The sequence below is a fragment of the Cryobacterium sp. Hz9 genome (genome assembly GCF_004402825.1).
Classification (GTDB): Bacteria; Actinomycetota; Actinomycetes; order Actinomycetales; family Microbacteriaceae; genus Cryobacterium; species Cryobacterium gelidum.
In genome coordinates, this window is sequence record NZ_SOFC01000018.1 from 36,260 (window position 1) to 52,445 (window position 16,186).

Sequence of the window (16,186 nt, forward strand, 5' to 3'; positions counted from 1 at the left end):
GTGTAGACTTCTGGGCGTGCAGATTCGCGAACTGAAGATTCCAGATGCCTACGAGTTGACCCCAAAGCAACACGCCGATGACCGGGGGGTTTTCCTGGAATGGTACCGCTTTGACCGGCTAGAAGAAACGATCGGCCACGCGCTTGATCTTCGCCAGGCGAACCTGTCGGTTTCGCGAAAAGGCGTGGTGCGGGGCATTCATTTCGCCAGCGTTCCTCGGGGCCAGGCCAAGTATGTGACTGCCGTTCGCGGCGCCGTACTCGATTACGTCATCGATATCCGGGTCGGATCGCCCACCTTCGGCCAATGGGATTCCGTGCTGCTCGATGACGTCGACCGTCGCAGCGTGTATCTGGCCGAAGGCCTCGGGCACGCCTTCGTGTCGTTGACGGACGACGCGATCGTCACGTATCTGGTCTCCGATACGTTCAACCCGACCCGCGAACACGGCATCAACCCGCTGGACGCCGACATCGACCTCGTCTTCCCGCCCGAAGCCGGAGTGCCGCTGCTGTCCCCGAAGGACACCGACGGGCCCTCGCTGGAACACGCGGCAGCCTCGGGCCTGCTGCCAACCTGGGACGAATCGCGAGCCTTCTACGACTCGCTCACGACATCATCGACGGGGAAGGCCTGACATGCGGGGGATTATTCTGGCTGGAGGGTCGGGAACCCGACTTTGGCCAATCACCAAAGGCATCTCCAAGCAGCTCATGCCGATCTATGACAAGCCAATGGTCTATTATCCGCTATCGACGCTCATGATGGCCGGTATCCGCGAGATACTCATCATCACGACGCCAGAGTATGCCAGCCAATTCCGGGCACTGTTCGGGGACGGATCCGATCTGGGCCTGTCCATCGAGTACGCCGTGCAGGCGTCGCCTGACGGACTCGCCCAGGCATTCACGATTGGCGAGGAATTCATCGGCGACGACAGCGTCGCGCTCGTTCTGGGTGACAATATCTTCCACGGTGCCGGCCTCGGAACCGCCCTGCGGGGTAATTCGCAGATCGAGGGCGCCGTCATTTTCGCGTATCACGTCGCGGATCCGGCTGCCTACGGAGTCGTGGAGTTCGACGGTGATTTCCGGGCCGTATCGATCGAAGAGAAACCGGCGGTTCCGAAGAGCAACTATGCCGTGCCGGGACTCTACTTCTATGACAACGATGTCGTTGAGATCGCGAAAACGATCAAGCCAAGCGCCCGCGGTGAGCTCGAAATCTCAACCGTCAACCAGGAATATCTCGATCGCGGCAAGCTCCGCGTGCAGGTCCTCGACCGTGGAACGGCCTGGCTTGACACTGGCACCTTTGAATCCATGATGCAGGCAAGCGAATACGTGCGCGTCATCGAAGACCGTCAGGGTTTCAAGATCGGCTGCATCGAGGAAATCGCCTGGCGTGCGGGCTGGATTGATGACGACCGTCTGGCCGAGCTCGCTGAGCCGCTCCAGAAGAGTGGCTACGGGCGGTACCTCGCGGGCTTGCTGTCGGGCACGCCCGCCTGAGCTGATGGGGCAGCCGTTCCCCGCTGGATGCCGGCGAGGATGTCCGTCATGGTCGCCATGATACCGGCGGGCAGGGTTTCCTGCTCCCGGTCGTCGAGATCGGGCCAGACCACGGTTTTCAGGCGCAGGTCGAGCGCCTGGAACGCGGCCGACGACGACGTTCCGAGCATGACCCGCGCATTCCCCTTCGCCAGGATGCGGAAATAGCCGAGCAAGGAACTAATCGTGACCGCGTGCCCCGAGATCAGGTTCTTCGTGGCCGCCACGGTTCCCGTCGACCGGGCCACGTCGAGGGCACGCCCGGTGGAATCCACGATGAGGGCGGCACAGTCGGTAACGAAGATGTAGTCGCGCAGGGTATCCAGGGGAACATAGATCGAGGTGGGCGCCCCGGTGAACTGCGCTCGAGCGACATGAGAGATCAGGCCCTGCATCTTGTCGAGGCTCTGGCCGGGCCCATAAAGGTTGGAGATGCGCCCGGAGAGTGCAGAGATCCCCGTGCGCCGCGAGAAATCGGCGAGGACGGCCTCCGCGTCGAGTTTGAACCGGCCGTAGGGCGAGATCGGTACCGGCACCGTGTGCTCGGTGAACGGCGGATCGACCGATCCGCCGTACACGCCACCGGCCGACGACGCGAAGAACACGCAGCCTTGTGCCGAGAGCGGATGCCCGTGCGCCTCCCGCGCGATCACGTCGAGTGCCAAGCGGAACTGGTGCAGTTGGCCCTGCATGTCCGTGGCCGGGCTCGAGGTCACGACGGTCCCGGCCGTCCAGAACACGGCCCAGTCGCCGCCCAGCCCGTCCCTGTTGCCGGAAGCAGCGCACGCGAGAAGCTCCCGCATCGACCGGGCTACCGAGGCCTCAAGGGCCGCGTCGTCCTGCCAGCACACCGGAGCAGCGTCGATGAGCGACCAACCGGCGCTCTCCCGCAGCCGGGTCGAGGTGGCCCGTCCGAGCATTCCCCTCGCGCCGATGACCCACGCAGTCTTTGTCACGGCACGCGCGGGTGACGACGCCCGAGCGGCCCATGAGCCGGATCGGTGGTGATGAGATAGGGCGGCTTGCCCATGGCCATATTCACGTTGATGCCGATGTACTCGGCGATAACGCCAAGCGAGAACAGCACGGCACCGAAGCCCAGCAGCACGATCACGATCGTCGACGCCCACCCCTGGGGGACCTCGTTGCCCGCCAGGCGCGAAACGAGAATGAAGAGAGCCACCGCCGCGCCCGCCGCGCCGACGACGACGCCCAAAATACTCACGAAGCGCAGGGCGCGCGTGCCGCTCGACAAGATCATTCGCCAAAAGTGGGAGAACAGGCGTCGGGTGGAGTATCCGGAGCGTCGGTCGCCCTCGTCACGCAGTCGAACCGGCGACGTGACGACGGTGCCGGCCACCCATCCCATGGCCACGTCGAGGTATACGCCGGAACCGGAATAAGCGGCGACGCTTCGACCGATGCTGCCGAGGATGAGGCGGAAGCTCTGGTAATCCGGTGCATTCGATCCGGAGAAAAGCTTGGTGAGTAGCCATTTCGCTGTGCTGCTCGCCGAATTGCGCAGGTAACCGTGCGGCGCCGGATTTGTGGGCTTCGCGTAGACCACCGAGGCCTGCTCGCGCATGGCTGTGTCGAGGAGTCCACCGATGTCGCCGGGGTCGTGCTGGCCGTCCTCGTCGAGAGTGACGATCCACTCGTTTCCGGACGACGCCATTCCGGCGAGGGTTGCCGCATGCTGGCCGTAGTTACGGCTCAACCAGACGGCGCGCACGAAACCGTACTGGGCATCCAGTTCGCGCATGACGCGGGCGGAGTCATCCGGGCCGTTGTCGCACACGAGGAGCACCTCGCGCACGACGAAGGGGTAGCCGTCGGGGGAGACGGTCACCGTGGTGAGGCATTCGATTTCGGCCATGATGGCGGGCAGCGTGCCCTCGCCCTGGTACACGGGGATGACCACGGACAGTTCGTGCGGACGCTCCACGGGTTCAGCCGTCGTGCCTGGTTCGATCTCTGGTGTTGTCACAATCAGGTTTCATGCTCGGGAGGCCGGGATTGCCCGACTTCGGATGGAGGGGGTCAGCGTGTCGACCCACTGAGGTATGTGGACAGCGCATCCTGTGTCACGGTCAGGTGCACCACTTTTGCGCTCCTGACAGGGCCGCCGACGGCATCGACGACCGCGATGTCGACCGTTGCGGTGTCCGGCGGTGCTGTGAAGGCGAGGGTGAACGTTGCCGTGTGATCCGTATACTGCTGTACCTGTCGTCCGCCGCCCGGGAACGACACCGTCGTGCTTCCGCTCTCGACCTCGCTCACCACGTCGAACGTGACGGTGACCGGCACGGGCTGGGCACCGGCGTTGGCAACCACGAAGGAGGCCGGCAGGCGACGGCTCACGAGGATGGACACCTCATCCTCGTCGAAGGCAGAACCGAGCGACGGGGTGGGATAGGCGGTCACGGGGATGGTGATGAGCTCGGCGGCAGCCCCAAGCGTGGTCGACGACTTCGTGTCGGCAAGGTCGGTCCGGATGCCCTGCAGATCGACGAACGCATACTGCCCGTCGGCGCTCACCCGAGCGGCGTGTCCGGTAGAGGCCGCGAGCGCGGTTTCGACCGCAGCACCGCCGTCGGTGAAGGCCGCGCGCTGGATCATGATCCCGGCCATGTCGGCCGTTGCAGCGAGCGTCGCGAGGTCGGCGTGTGAATAGTTCGACAGCTGCCCAGGCCAGTCGGCCGTCGGCCTGCCCTTGATGCCGCCGTTCGACCAGCGCAGGTTTGTGGTCTGCAGGTAGGGCACAAGTTGGTTGGAGGCGATGAAACCGTTCCCAGCCTGAGTTTCCGGGAACGGGAGATAGGGAAGGAGCAATACCGCGGAACCCTCCGGCAAGCTCGCTTCTACCGCGCTGAACCACAGGTGGTCCGCGGCGAACTGCTTCTCGGTCGAAGCGTAGGTGGCCGAAGCGTCGCTCGGCGTCTGATCAACGAACGCCACGCCGAGCAGCCCGACGCAGAGCATGCCCACGGTCACGCGCCGGGCGCCCGGCCGCCATTCGTGCCGGGTGAACCAGTGGGCGAGCGCCTTGTCGAGCAGGAGGCCGAGTACGCCGAGGCTGAGCAATGCAAGCACGATCGACATCCGGTTCCAGCCACGCAAGCTGCTGGTGGCAAAGGAGATGAACGTGGACAGGCCCCCGATCGTGGAGAACAGGAAGCCTACGAGGATGAGCGCTGCCAGACCGGAGACGAGATCCCAGGAGGGTGCGCTGTTCCAGGGGCGGCGGCGAGTCACGAGAAGAAGCAACAGGATAATGACGGCCCCGATGAAGCCGACGGCCGCGATGAGGCCGAGGGCTGGCAGCTCGCTCGCGAGCGGATAGCTCGAGTCATACTGTTGGCGAAAGGCGCGCAGGAACCCGATGCGGTGGTCTGACCATGGCAAGAGAAGCGCCGCGAGCTTGAGGGCGTAGCCCTCCGTTTCGGCGTGCCCGCGATCAAGCCCGCCCGGATTGGCGCCGTTCTGCCAGCCGTAAACCAGGTCGGGAAGCATGTTGGCGAGCATCACCAGCACTGTGACGACGCCCGCGGTGGCTGCGGCCCAGAACGGACGCCAGGCACGGTCGCGCACCAGCACAGAGAGGCCGGTGAAGGCCAACAGCACAAGGAAGAAGATGGCATAGTACGACGACGATGTGGCGAGGATTCCGATCCACAAGAGTGTGCGGGCGGTGGGTGAGAACAGCCAAGAGAGAACCGGGTTCGGCGACGTGCCCCTGCCCCAGAGCGAAACGCCGCGCAGCAGCAGCACGAGCAGCCCCAGGCCGAGCGGAATGCCGTAGTAGGAGGCGAGCCAGAGGTGTGCCTCGCCGCGGAGGAAATGGTACGGCGCGAGCGCGAAGACCGTTGCGAGCACACCGCTCAGCGCAAGCGACACCCCGCACGTGCGCAGGAACCAGACCGCGGCGATGGCCGTGAGCACGAAACCCACGAGATAATAGGTGTTCAGGGCGACGGCCCAGTCCTGGGTGAAGAGGCCGAGGATCTTCGCTGCTACCAGGTGCAGGTTGTCGGCGGTGGGGAAGTCGTTGTAGAACTGGCCGAAGGGGGCGCCGAGGCGTGGCTGGTATTCGTACCAGCCCTCCTCGATGACCGTCTTGAAATGCGCACTCGTGGAGACCGCATCCCCCGAATAATTGAGCGGAACCGCAAGGTTCGCCTTCCACAGCTGGAGCGACACGACGGTCAGCATGGCCGTGATCGCCGCCGTCGCCAGATAGAGCAGGAGCTCCGTGTGAGAGCTCGCCCGGCGCACCCACCGGGCGAGCGTCATTCGGTGACCCCGGTCATCCGCTGCCCGAGGAGCGCGTAGACGGCCCGGCGGCTCACGGCGTTGACCCGGGCCCGCAGATTCCCGATGCGCACGTCGCTGCGGGAGACGACGTCGGGCCTGCGCGCGAGCAAGGCACGGTGGAACGCGGTGGCTTGGGACGCCTGGTCGCGTCCGAGGCGCACGCTCCACTGCTCCGCGCTCAGGCGGAATGCGGCGAGAGCGACGGGGATGCCCACGAAGTCGCCTTCGAAGAGTACCTTCACGTAGGTCGCCTCGTCGATGAGGTACTGCTCATCGTGGGCCCAGCCGCCGACGGACTGGAGCACAGACCGGCGGATCATCACGCAGGCAGGCTCACCGAAACTGTTGAGGCCGTCGCGAACAGTGCGCCGCACGGCGAATCCGCCGCGACGCCGGCCGGCGAGGCCGTTGATCCCGCGATTGCGGAATACGGGTTTGGCGCGGGCATCAACGATGTCCCGGCCCGACGCGACGAGCACGACGCCGTCGTCGAAAGCCGCAACCTGTCGAGCCACGATGTCGGGGTACAGAAGGTCGTCGCCGCAGACGAGCTTGAGCAACGGGGCCGTGGCTGCGTCCGTCACCCGGTTCCAGTTGCGCGCCGCGCCGCCGCCGGCCTCTGTCTGAAGCAGAGTCACCCGCGGGTCGGCCAGAAACTGCTGCAGGCGCGCTACCGTGGCGTCGGTGGACCCATGGTCGGCCACGATGATCTCAAGGTCGGTGAAGCTCTGGGCAATGATCGATCGCATCGTCGCCTCGATGTGCTCCGCATTGTTAAATGCCGGGACGACGATCGATACTCTCGCAGTCATGTGTTCCTGTCTCTGGCAGGGGCTGCACGAACCCGGCCCCCGATGAATTATACCGGGGTGATTGCACGAGCCCGCGTGCGCCGGCGCGCAGGGGCATTCATCGCACCTGTCGCGGCCGGACACCCAGTCATGCGACGTAGGATGGTCGATCGTCGGGATGATGCCGACCGCAGACCCGCGCCGCAGGTGCAGAAGGAGCACGGATGGCCTCGTCAGCGAGTGCAGAACCGGAGCCGACCAGGTCGCCCGGGCGGGGCCTCCGTGGTGTGTTGAACGACGAACGCATACGATTCATCCTCATTGGCGGGCTCAACACGTCGATCGGCTACCTGATTTTCGTGATCCTCGAGCTGAGCTTCGGGAGCCGACTCGGCTACTTTTTCAGCCTGTACGGATCTTTTCTACTGTCGAGCGTGTCAGCGTTCTTACTGCACCGGAAGGTCACCTTCCGGGTGAGCGGATCCGAACGCATCCTGCTCGATTTCCTGCGTTTTCTGAGCGTCTACACGTTCGCGCTCGTCATCAACTCCATCGCCCTCCCGCTCCTCGTGGAGGTCGGCGCCGTGCCGCCACTCCTCGCACAGGCGCTCATCGTGGCAGCCACCACGCTCGTAAGCTACTTCGGGCACAAGTTCTTCTCGTTCCGTCGCCGTCCGGACCTGGTCGCCGACGACGCCTAAGGGCCTCAGCCCCGAGCGGTGTTCGCCATGCGGTAGGCGGCCTCGTGCACCTCGGCGCAGGAACGCCACGTGAAAGCCCTCGCCCGTTCTTCGCCCAAGCGTCCGAGCTCAGTGCGGCGTTCCGGGTCGTCCAGAAGCGCCATCAGCGCGTCCGCGATAGATGCGTCCGTCGTCTCACTGTAGGCGACTGCGGTGCCGCCCACCTCGGGTAGCGCGAGGCGCCGCGTTGTGAGCACAGCCACGCCGCACGCCATCGCCTCGAGGACCGGCAAACCGAACCCTTCCCCGAGACTCGGGTAGACCATGACGGCACTGCCGCCGAGGAGCGCGCGCAAGTGGGGCGCCGGAACATAGCCGAGCGATACGACCCGACCGGGTGCCTGGATAGAGCTGATCTCTTCGTCTAGCCGGGTGTCCCAGCCGCGTCCGCCGGCCAGGACGAGGGGCGGCACCGGCAGCCCGGCGGTGTGACGGTGCTCCACGAGACTCCCATAGGCGCGCACGAGCGCCGGCAGGTTCTTCCGGGGCTCGAGCGTTCCCAGGAAGGCAATCCAACCGGCCTCACCAAGTTTGTATTCGCGGGCGACGTCGTTGATTTCCGTCGCGGTCGGCCGGTGAAACAGGTCGAAGTCGACGCCGTGGTGGGCGACGACGAAGCGGTCGTGGCCGCCCGTGAACCGAGCGACCTCGGTCGCCGTTGCCGCGCTCGGAACGATGAGGACGCGTGCCAGCCGCACGGAGAGACGGGTCCACAGGCGGAAGAAGATCCCCTTGATCCGCGTGTGCACCTGCGGATCGCTGAAGAACGTGGCATCGTGCAGCGTCACGACCCGGACGCGCCGGGTGAACAGGGGGAGCGTGTAATGCGGGGAGTGGATGACGCGCACTCCGCGACGGCGGGCCAGGGCTGGAAGCGCCAGCTGCTCCCAGAGCAAGCGCACCACGGGGGACTCCAGGCGTCGGGACTGCGGCAATACCGTCATGCCCGGTGCCAGCGAACGAAAGTGTTCGGCATCCCGATGCTGGCAGGCGATCTCCACCCGACCATGCATTTGGGAGAGCAGACCGTCGACGTAACGACCCACTCCTCCTCGATTGGCCGGAACAGCTGTCGCGTCGAAAAGCACGCGGGGATCGTCGGGTGCCCGGGTGTGATTGTGGCGGAGCCGTGCAGTCACCCTAGCTGGACCGGAGTGCGAGGTCATGCTCGACCATTGCCTGCACGATCTCGTCGAAGGAGCGTGTCGGAACCCAGCCGAGCGTCGTGCGGATCTTCGTGTTGTCGCCCACCATGACGGGGGCGTCCACGGGGCGCGCGAACCGGGGGTCGAGTTCCACAAAACCTTCCCAGTCCGCGATACCGGCTGCGGCGAAGGCAGCCGCCACAAAGTCACGAACGCTGTGTTCCACCGCCGTGGCCACGATGAAGTCGTCGGCCGTGTCGGCCTGGGCAATGCGGAGCACGGCATCCACGTAGTCGGGAGCCCAGCCCCAGTCGCGGCGGGCGTCCAGATTACCGAGGAGAAGCTTGGGTTCGTCGCCGTTCACGATGCGCGCAACGCCACTCGTGATCTTGCGCGTCACAAAGGTCTCCGGTCGACGGGGCGACTCATGGTTGTAGAGAATCGCCGACGCCGCGAAGAGGCCCCGGCCGCGATATACGCCCACAAGGTGGTGGGCGTACGCCTTGGCCGCACCGTAGGGTGATACGGGTTTTAGAGGGGTGTTCTCGGTTTGAGGCCGTTCCGTGGCGGCTCCAAACATCTCCGAACTCGAGGCCTGTACGAAGCGTACGGGACGACCGAGCCGCTCCTGCAGCGCCCAGGCTCCGGCGAGGAGGCCGGACACTGCCAGCCCCGTTACCCGCGCGGTCAATTCTGGCTGAGTCCACGATTGGGCGACGCTGCTGATGCCGGCGAGGTTGATGATCAGGTCGGGTTCGACGGAATCGATGACCGCGCGGAGCGAATCGGTGTCGAGCAGGTCGCCGGCATGTACGGTCACCCCGGGGGTGACTTCCTGCTCGTCGGGACGCGTGCCCTCGCGCACTATCGCGTGCACGTCCCATCCGTCGCCGGTGAGGCGCTCAGCCAGGTACGACCCATCCTGGCCGGTGATGCCTGTTACGACGACGGATGCCATGCGCGGTTAGGCCAGGTTCAGCTTCTGCTCAGCAAGGTCGTTCTCGACCATCATTTGAACGAGCTGCGGGAAGCCGACCTTGGGCTCCCAGCCCAGCACGCTGCGGGCCTTGGTCGAGTCACCGATCAGCAGATCGACCTCGGCGGGGCGCATGAAGCGGGGGTCCTGCTTGACGTACGGCGCCCAGTCGTCGATACCGACCTGGCGGAAGGCGAGATCGAGAAATTCGCGTATTTCGTGGGTCTCGTTGGTGGAGATCACATAGTCGTCGGGAGTGTCCTGCTGCATCATGCGCCACATGGCGTCGACGTAGTCTCCGGCGAAGCCCCAGTCGCGGCGGGCATCGATGTTGCCGAGGGTGATGTGCTCCTGCAAGCCGAGAGAGATGCGAGCGACAGCCATGCTGATTTTGCGCGTGACGAACTCGGGGCCGCGGCGCGGTGATTCGTGGTTGAACAGAATGCCCGACGAGGCGTGCATTCCGTACGACTCGCGGTAGTTGATGGTCATGTAGTGGCCATACACCTTGGCGACGCCGTAGGGCGAGCGCGGCCAGAGCAGCGTGTCCTCCTTCTGCGGGACAGTCTGGACTTTTCCGAACATCTCCGAGCTGGACGCCTGGTAAAATCTCACTTTCTGCGCGTCATCGTGCGAGTACAGTCGCACGGCTTCGAGCGCGTTCAGCACTCCCAGGCCGGTGACCTCGCTGGTCATGTGCGCGTTCTCCCACGAGTAGGCGACGAAAGAAATAGCGCCGAGGTTGTAAAACTCGTCGGGCTGGGCGGTTTCCAGCGCACGAAGAATGCTGGACAGGTCAGTGAGGTCACCGGTGAGGATCTTCACTCCCGGGACAGTCGCTTCGACCAGTTCACGCTTGGGGTTGTTCTGGCCACGCATGAAGCCGAAGACTTCATAGCCCTTGGAGAGGAGCAATTCTGCGAGGTACAAGCCGTCCTGGCCAGTTATTCCGGTGATGAGTGCGCGGGGCATAGTCCTCTTCGTTTCCGTTGGTTGCAATTCGACCCCAAGCCTAGCTGCTGTGACCAGAGCAAGCACCGAGGGCGAGGCCATCCCCAGTATGCGGCTATCTGGTGAACACGAATGTTGCAAACGTGCCCAGCCAGATCGCTGCGAGGATGAGTAGCTGTTTATCGGCGAGCACGACATCTTCGGGTGCGCCAGCGACCCCTTTGTCGATGCTATAGGCGTAGCGAAGAACGGCCATGCTGAACGGAACGATGGATAGTGCGGGGATCACGTTCTCAAGAACGGTGTCGAGTTCAAACGCCCAGAGAGAGTATGCAACCAGCGTGAGTCCGGCTGAGACGGACCAGACGAATCTGAGATACGAAAGTGAATACTCTTCGAGTGATTTTCGCGTTGCACCGCCGGTATCTTCGAATTCGCGTTTTTCGGAGTACCGCTTTCCAGCCACCATGAACAGCGAACCGAACGAGGCCACAAGTAGGAACCATTGCGACGGCACAATTCCTACGGCCACGGCACCGGCAATGGCACGCAGTAGAAAGCCGCTCGAAACGAGGACCAGATCGACGACAGGAAGGTGCTTGAACCAGACGCAGTAGGCGATCTGCAGTACTTCATAGATGAGGATCACGACTGCCAGGGCGGGAGAGACAAAGTACGCACCCAGCGGTGCGGAGACAAGCAGGACTATTCCGGCTGCAAGCGCTGCCCTCGCTGATAAGGCACCGGATGCGATCGGCCGGTTCATCTTGATTGGATGCGCCCGATCTGCGGCGACATCAAGGAGATCGTTGACCAGATAGACACCGGCAGACGCGCCGCAAAAAATGATGAAAGTGAGTGCGGTATCGAGCGCGATCATAGGTACGAAAAGAACACCCGCAGCCAACGGCGCAGCGCCTACGAGAACGTTCTTCAACCACTGTCGGGGACGAACAGCTTGAACCAGAGCTGGCATTTGCACGGGTGGATCCTTTAGATTATGCGAGCACTGTTATGGTGTTGCATCGACTTTCTTTATCTTTCCCTTAGGACTGTACAGTGCGAACTCGTGTGACCTGTGGTGCAGTCGCACGCGTTGGCATCATCGGAATGGCGGCATTGTTTTCCGGCGTAGGCAGCTACGTTTTCCTCGTCATCGTCGCCCGAAACACGAGTGTCGCTGACTACTCGGACTTCGCCGTTTTTTGGTCGATGACCGTAGTCGTGGGCCTGGGGCTGTTTTACCCGCTGGAGCAGGAGACTGCCCGGGAGGTTGCTGGAACACCCGGCTCCGCTGCTCGAGGGCTGGCCGGGACTGTTTGGAGTGTGGCGGGTGTCGTTGTCGTGCTTCTCTCCGTGCTCTCTCTTGTCTTCCTGACCCCGTATGGTCAGGAATATATCGGGTCGGCGCTGCTCATTTGCGCCTTGCTGGTGTCCTTCGCCGGGTACGCCGTGCAATTTCCGATTAGGGGATTCCTTTCGGGGGCTGGGCGAACCACCTCGTACTCCCTGCTCGTGGCGCTCGAGGGTCTCATGCGCATCACCCTGCCAGTGGTTCTCGTGGTCGCCGGAGTGACTGGCAGCGTCGGGTTTGCCTACGTTGTCGGGGCAGCTGCGAGCGTCTCAGCAGTGCCTTTTCTGTTCGGTCGCGATCGCAGGTGGCTCGCACGTGAACAACCACCGTTTGGCCTGTTTATTGGTCGACTCGGCCGCCTCATCGTGGCTGCGGTGTCGATCCAACTTCTGCTCAATAGCGGCGTGCTCGTCGCCAAGGCGCTGGGGGAGGGTGCCGACGCGGTTCTGGCCGCGCAGATTTTGACTTGTATTTCCATCGCGCGCATCCCCATTTTCGGATACCAGGTGCTGCAGATCCTTTATCTCCCTCGGCTGGCTGCACAGTGGAAAAATGGCCAGATTGCGGCCGCCCGCGTCACCATTGGCTTCGCCATCCGCGCCTCTGTGGTGGTCGCAATTGTGATCGTGGTCGGCATGCTCACGCTGGGGGCTTTGGCGACAGCGCTTCTGTTCGGGGCGGATCTGGTATTGCACCAAGACGGTGTACTTTTTGTGAGTGTCGGGGTTGCCGTTTTCCTGATCGCCTTGGTGGCATCTGATGGTGCCCTCGCGGTTGGCCTGCACACTGTGGTTTTGAGATCATGGATGTTGGCGCTCGTGTTCGGTGCCGCTGCCGCTGCCACTGCCGCTCTCGTGGCTGCAGGGACCCTCGTGACGTCGACGCTGCCTCTGGTTGCCGGGTCAATCGTCGCTCTTCTCAGCCTGGCTCACGGACTGAAATGCAGATTTTCACAGGAGCAGAGAAAGGCCACAGGATTATTGAAGTAATTGGAATCGGTATCGGATCGATTCTGATCCTTTCGGTCTTCGGATTCGCCGTACTCGTGCACTTGAGACAAGAATTGCGCGTCGTTCTCGTGCCGGCAGTGCCCTTGATCGGCGCCGCATACCTCGTGGTGGTGCTGCACCTCACCGGGCTGTTCCTACCCGTGCGCGTCGGGATCTGGGTTGCGGTCGGCGTCGCAACCGTCGGTATGCTGCTGCAATTTTGGCGCGGCAGAACCGCATTCGTCGACTGGTTCTCGGCATTGCCGAACCTGGTGACTGTGTCGGCGGTGGGGCTACTCGGGGCGCTTTTGGCGTGGCTGCCATCGCTCCTGGCGGGGTCGTCGCTGCCAATGCAGGCTGCTGGAAGCAACGACGCGTTCTACTATATTTCCGTTTCCCAGTGGGGCCTCGACCATACGATCACTGCGCTTCCGCACATCGGCATAAGCCCTCTCACCGGGGCAGATTCGCCCGCCTTCGGGCCAGCCTATGAAAGTGTGCATTACTCGCTACGGGTTGGACAAGAAATCCTACAAGCGGGCCTCGGCGTTCTCACGACCGTTCCCATTGTCAATGGATTCAGTCCTCTGCTCGGGGTATGGGTCTTTCTTATCTCCGGAGGCGCCTGGACGCTCGGCGCAGCGTTTGGAATCTCCCGTGTCGCCCGACTCGTGATGGGTGGCATGCTCATGGCGTCTTTCTCGGTTCAGAGCCAGGTTCTCCAACAAAACGCGGATTCGCTCCTGGGCATCAGCTTTCTGCCCCTCGTGGTCGGGCTCGTGTCAATGGTGGTGCGGCCGACGCCAGACCACCCCCGCCCGCCCCTGTGGCTCCCCGCGCTGGCACTTGCCGCAATTCTCGGGACGTACAGCGAGTACCTTCCTCTGCTCGGAGTGACACTCGCCACACTCACGCTGATCGGACCGCTCGTCGGGTTGCGGTCGGCCCTGCTCCGAGCGGGAGGATTGATCGGGCTGAGCATTGCGATGGGACCACTCATTTGGTTCAAGACCGTGAGTGCACTCCTCTTCATTGGCGCCCTGACGGCAGGCGGGAACGGTCAAGGTGCAACTGTCAGTGCAATCGCCCGCCAAATCACCGAGCCTTGGCGCCCGTTCCTGAGCGTCGTTTGGCCGGCCAAACTCAGTTTCCTGGCGATCGCGACGTTGGCGGTTTTGGTAGTTGTGGGCTTGGTCGCTGCACTTGCAACCCTCTTTTTCCGGCGCACTCGGCCGTACGCGGTAGGTGGACTCGTGCTGGCCTCAGTAATCGTGCTTTTCATCGGCAGTCGTGGCAACGAATACATCACGCGCCGTGCCGCCGATATGCTCTCCCCTTTACTTATCATTGCGGCAGTACTCGGCGCCAGCGCCGTCATCCAGGTGATTGGCCGCGAACGCAGGAGGACGATTCGGCGGGCACTTACCATCGGTGTCCTGGCACTCTCCGTCGGCGGGATTGGGTCGTCAACTTACTTGACCGCACGGATGATTATTCACGAACGGAAAGACGATCGCGTGGTAAGCCCACAGGTGGCCGAAGCCGCCACCTGGGTGACCCGTGTGGATGGCCATGAGAACGGTAACGACGTTACTGCTGCCGTGGCGACCATGTATGACCAGCTTTGGCTCAGCGATGCCCTCGCGGGTACCCCAGATGTTAGCTACGTCAATTTGCGCGGCGACCTCGGCTATCGCGGCAATTTGGAACTCACGAGTTATTGGGACGGTGAGCTCGACCCCTACGTCCTCGTCGGTCCCGGTAGCTACTTCGCAGCGGGCAACCATTCCGTCGTCGAGGAAAACGGGATTTTCAGCCTGCTGGACCTTTCAGCCGGTCCCACAACCGTCGTTGTACCGTACCAGCGGGACGATCTGCCGCAGGACGGCCGGGGAAGCTGGTCCTGGAAGCTGAACCCGGACGGAAGTATCTCCGGCGGCTCGGGGAGTGGACTGCAAATCCTTTCCAGCGCCGCAAGCCTGGACGAGACTTTTCTCCTTCTGACGGGCGTGGCGCCGGGCGCAACCGTGAATCTGTTCCAAGGGCAAGTCCTGATCGGCACGCAGACCGTTGAGAAAGAAGACTTCCGGCTGTCCCTCGATGGCGTCCATCTAGATGGCGGAACGGCCCAGGTCGAAGTTCGCGTATCCGAGCAAGATACTTCTCCGCTCACCCTGAAAGGGATCGTCAATGGCTAATAAGCTGCAGAAATCTCACGACGTCATGATGGCGCTCAACTATTACGCCCCGTATGTGAGTGGGCTGACCGATGCGGCGCGACTCGTCGCCGAGGAGCTCGTACGCCGGGGACTGAGTGTAATAGTCGTTGCAGGCCAACATGATGCGACTCTCCCACGCTCGGAACGAATCAACGGTGTCGATGTCGTCAGAACTCCGGTGGTAGCGCGAATCGGGAAAGGATTGATCAGTCCGACGTTCGTGTCCACAGCCATTCACTTCGGCCGGCGGGCCCGGATCGTGAATCTCCATCTCCCCATGATCGAAAGTGGTCCCATCGCGGCCGGGCTTCGATCAACGCCCGTTGTTGTGACCTATCAATGCGACATCAGCCTGCCTGCAGGCATCCTCAACCGGCTGCAGACGGTGGTCATGGATATTTCCAACGCGATCGCCATGCGCTGTTCGAATGCTATTTGCCCGTCCAGCGCTGACTATGCGGCGTCATCGCGGCTCCAGCGATCGATGTCCGGCATGAGGACTCGGCCCATCGCGCCGCCTACAAGGACCTATCCGGCCGCAACGCCATCCTTCCGGACGTCCGGGGGGTTGCATGTTGGATTCTTGGGGCGACTGGTGGAGGAAAAGGGGCTTGAATTCCTCGTTGACGGGTTTCGACAACTCGAGGATCCGGAAGCACGGCTCTTGATCGGCGGTGACTTCTCCAAAGTTGCGGGCGGCAGCGTTGTGGAAAAGGTCCGCACGCACATCGGTGGCGACGAACGAATCCGGTTGCTCGGGTTCCTGAGAGACGACGAGTTGCCCAATTTTTACGCCTCGTTGGACGTTTTCGCGCTGCCCTCGGTGAACTCGTTAGAAGCATTCGGTATAGTCCAGGTCGAAGCAATGAAAACGGGGGTCGCCGCCCTCGCTTCTGACCTGCCCGGCGTTAGAACGCCCGTCCAAAGAACAGGGTTCGGTTCAATCGTCGCGCCCCGCGATTCACTCGCCATCGAGCAAGAGTTGCGACGCCTGTCGACCAAGCCACTCGATCGCGTTCTCGGCGCTGAACGAGCGAATGCGGAATATTCGCTCGAGCAGACGGTCGACGAGTATCAAACCCTCTTCGAATCATTGGTCTAGTTCACATTAGTGCGCGTGAAACCCCAAGTGCGTCGGTCCGATAACCCAAGGTCAT

Annotated in this window: 14 protein-coding genes; 6 read left to right on the forward strand and 8 right to left on the reverse strand. The window is 63.0% G+C overall.

Annotated features, from left to right (window positions below; all coding sequences use genetic code 11):
• The first annotated feature begins 16 nt into the window (after nucleotides 1-16).
• Together E3N85_RS09115 and rfbA are read left to right on the forward strand one after the other, a co-directional pair.
• Nucleotides 17-637: a dTDP-4-dehydrorhamnose 3,5-epimerase family protein gene (locus E3N85_RS09115; protein WP_134462437.1), complete on the forward strand. Its 621-nt coding sequence runs from the start codon at nucleotides 17-19 to the stop codon at nucleotides 635-637.
• Between the two features lies 1 nt (nucleotide 638).
• Complete coding sequence (rfbA, locus tag E3N85_RS09120) at nucleotides 639-1,511, forward strand: glucose-1-phosphate thymidylyltransferase RfbA (protein WP_134462440.1); 873 nt, start codon at nucleotides 639-641, stop codon at nucleotides 1,509-1,511.
• Here the strand turns inward: rfbA and E3N85_RS09125 are convergent.
• From E3N85_RS09125 to E3N85_RS09140, 4 genes are read right to left on the reverse strand one after another with little or no spacing between them, the layout of a single operon-like run.
• Nucleotides 1,466-2,506, reverse strand: coding sequence for an NAD-dependent epimerase/dehydratase family protein (locus E3N85_RS09125; protein WP_134462443.1), 1,041 nt, complete (start codon nucleotides 2,504-2,506; stop codon nucleotides 1,466-1,468). The genes rfbA and E3N85_RS09125 overlap by 46 nt on opposite strands.
• A complete protein-coding gene (locus E3N85_RS09130) occupies nucleotides 2,503-3,537 on the reverse strand; it encodes a glycosyltransferase (protein ID WP_241978406.1) in 1,035 nt (344 codons plus the stop codon). Before E3N85_RS09130 ends, E3N85_RS09125 begins: the two co-directional genes overlap by 4 nt.
• Before the next feature lie 53 nt (nucleotides 3,538-3,590).
• Nucleotides 3,591-5,843, reverse strand: coding sequence for a hypothetical protein (locus tag E3N85_RS09135; protein WP_134462446.1), 2,253 nt, complete (start codon nucleotides 5,841-5,843; stop codon nucleotides 3,591-3,593).
• Nucleotides 5,840-6,676 carry a glycosyltransferase family 2 protein gene (locus E3N85_RS09140; protein WP_134462449.1) on the reverse strand — a complete coding sequence of 279 codons (837 nt, stop codon included), beginning with the start codon at nucleotides 6,674-6,676 and terminating at the stop codon, nucleotides 5,840-5,842. Before E3N85_RS09140 ends, E3N85_RS09135 begins: the two co-directional genes overlap by 4 nt.
• A 203-nt stretch (nucleotides 6,677-6,879) precedes the next feature.
• Between E3N85_RS09140 and E3N85_RS09145 the strand changes: the two genes are divergently transcribed.
• Nucleotides 6,880-7,356 carry a GtrA family protein gene (locus E3N85_RS09145; RefSeq protein ID WP_134462452.1) on the forward strand — a complete coding sequence of 159 codons (477 nt, stop codon included), beginning with the start codon at nucleotides 6,880-6,882 and terminating at the stop codon, nucleotides 7,354-7,356.
• Between the two features lie 5 nt (nucleotides 7,357-7,361).
• On the opposite strand, the gene E3N85_RS09150 is transcribed toward E3N85_RS09145, so the two are convergent.
• The 4 genes from E3N85_RS09150 to E3N85_RS09165 all read right to left on the reverse strand — a co-directional run bounded on the left by E3N85_RS09150 (nucleotide 7,362) and on the right by E3N85_RS09165 (nucleotide 11,443).
• Nucleotides 7,362-8,483, reverse strand: coding sequence for a glycosyltransferase family 1 protein (locus tag E3N85_RS09150; RefSeq protein WP_166783912.1), 1,122 nt, complete (start codon nucleotides 8,481-8,483; stop codon nucleotides 7,362-7,364).
• Between the two features lie 52 nt (nucleotides 8,484-8,535).
• Nucleotides 8,536-9,498: a GDP-mannose 4,6-dehydratase gene (locus E3N85_RS09155; protein WP_134462457.1), complete on the reverse strand. Its 963-nt coding sequence runs from the start codon at nucleotides 9,496-9,498 to the stop codon at nucleotides 8,536-8,538.
• A 6-nt stretch (nucleotides 9,499-9,504) separates the two neighbouring features.
• A complete protein-coding gene (locus E3N85_RS09160; RefSeq protein ID WP_134462459.1) occupies nucleotides 9,505-10,488 on the reverse strand; it encodes a GDP-mannose 4,6-dehydratase in 984 nt (327 codons plus the stop codon).
• Nucleotides 10,489-10,582: 94 nt separating this feature from the next.
• Nucleotides 10,583-11,443 (reverse strand): decaprenyl-phosphate phosphoribosyltransferase, encoded by an 861-nt coding sequence (locus E3N85_RS09165; RefSeq protein WP_134462554.1) that lies wholly within the window; start codon nucleotides 11,441-11,443, stop codon nucleotides 10,583-10,585.
• A gap of 83 nt (nucleotides 11,444-11,526) precedes the next feature.
• Between E3N85_RS09165 and E3N85_RS09170 the strand changes: the two genes are divergently transcribed.
• From E3N85_RS09170 to E3N85_RS09180, 3 genes are read left to right on the forward strand one after another with little or no spacing between them, the layout of a single operon-like run.
• Nucleotides 11,527-12,810, forward strand: coding sequence for a hypothetical protein (locus E3N85_RS09170; protein WP_134462462.1), 1,284 nt, complete (start codon nucleotides 11,527-11,529; stop codon nucleotides 12,808-12,810).
• Complete coding sequence (locus tag E3N85_RS09175; protein ID WP_134462465.1) at nucleotides 12,762-15,008, forward strand: hypothetical protein; 2,247 nt, start codon at nucleotides 12,762-12,764, stop codon at nucleotides 15,006-15,008. Before E3N85_RS09170 ends, E3N85_RS09175 begins: the two co-directional genes overlap by 49 nt.
• Nucleotides 15,001-16,131 (forward strand): glycosyltransferase family 4 protein, encoded by a 1,131-nt coding sequence (locus tag E3N85_RS09180; protein ID WP_134462467.1) that lies wholly within the window; start codon nucleotides 15,001-15,003, stop codon nucleotides 16,129-16,131. Before E3N85_RS09175 ends, E3N85_RS09180 begins: the two co-directional genes overlap by 8 nt.
• Nucleotides 16,132-16,186 lie beyond the last annotated feature (55 nt).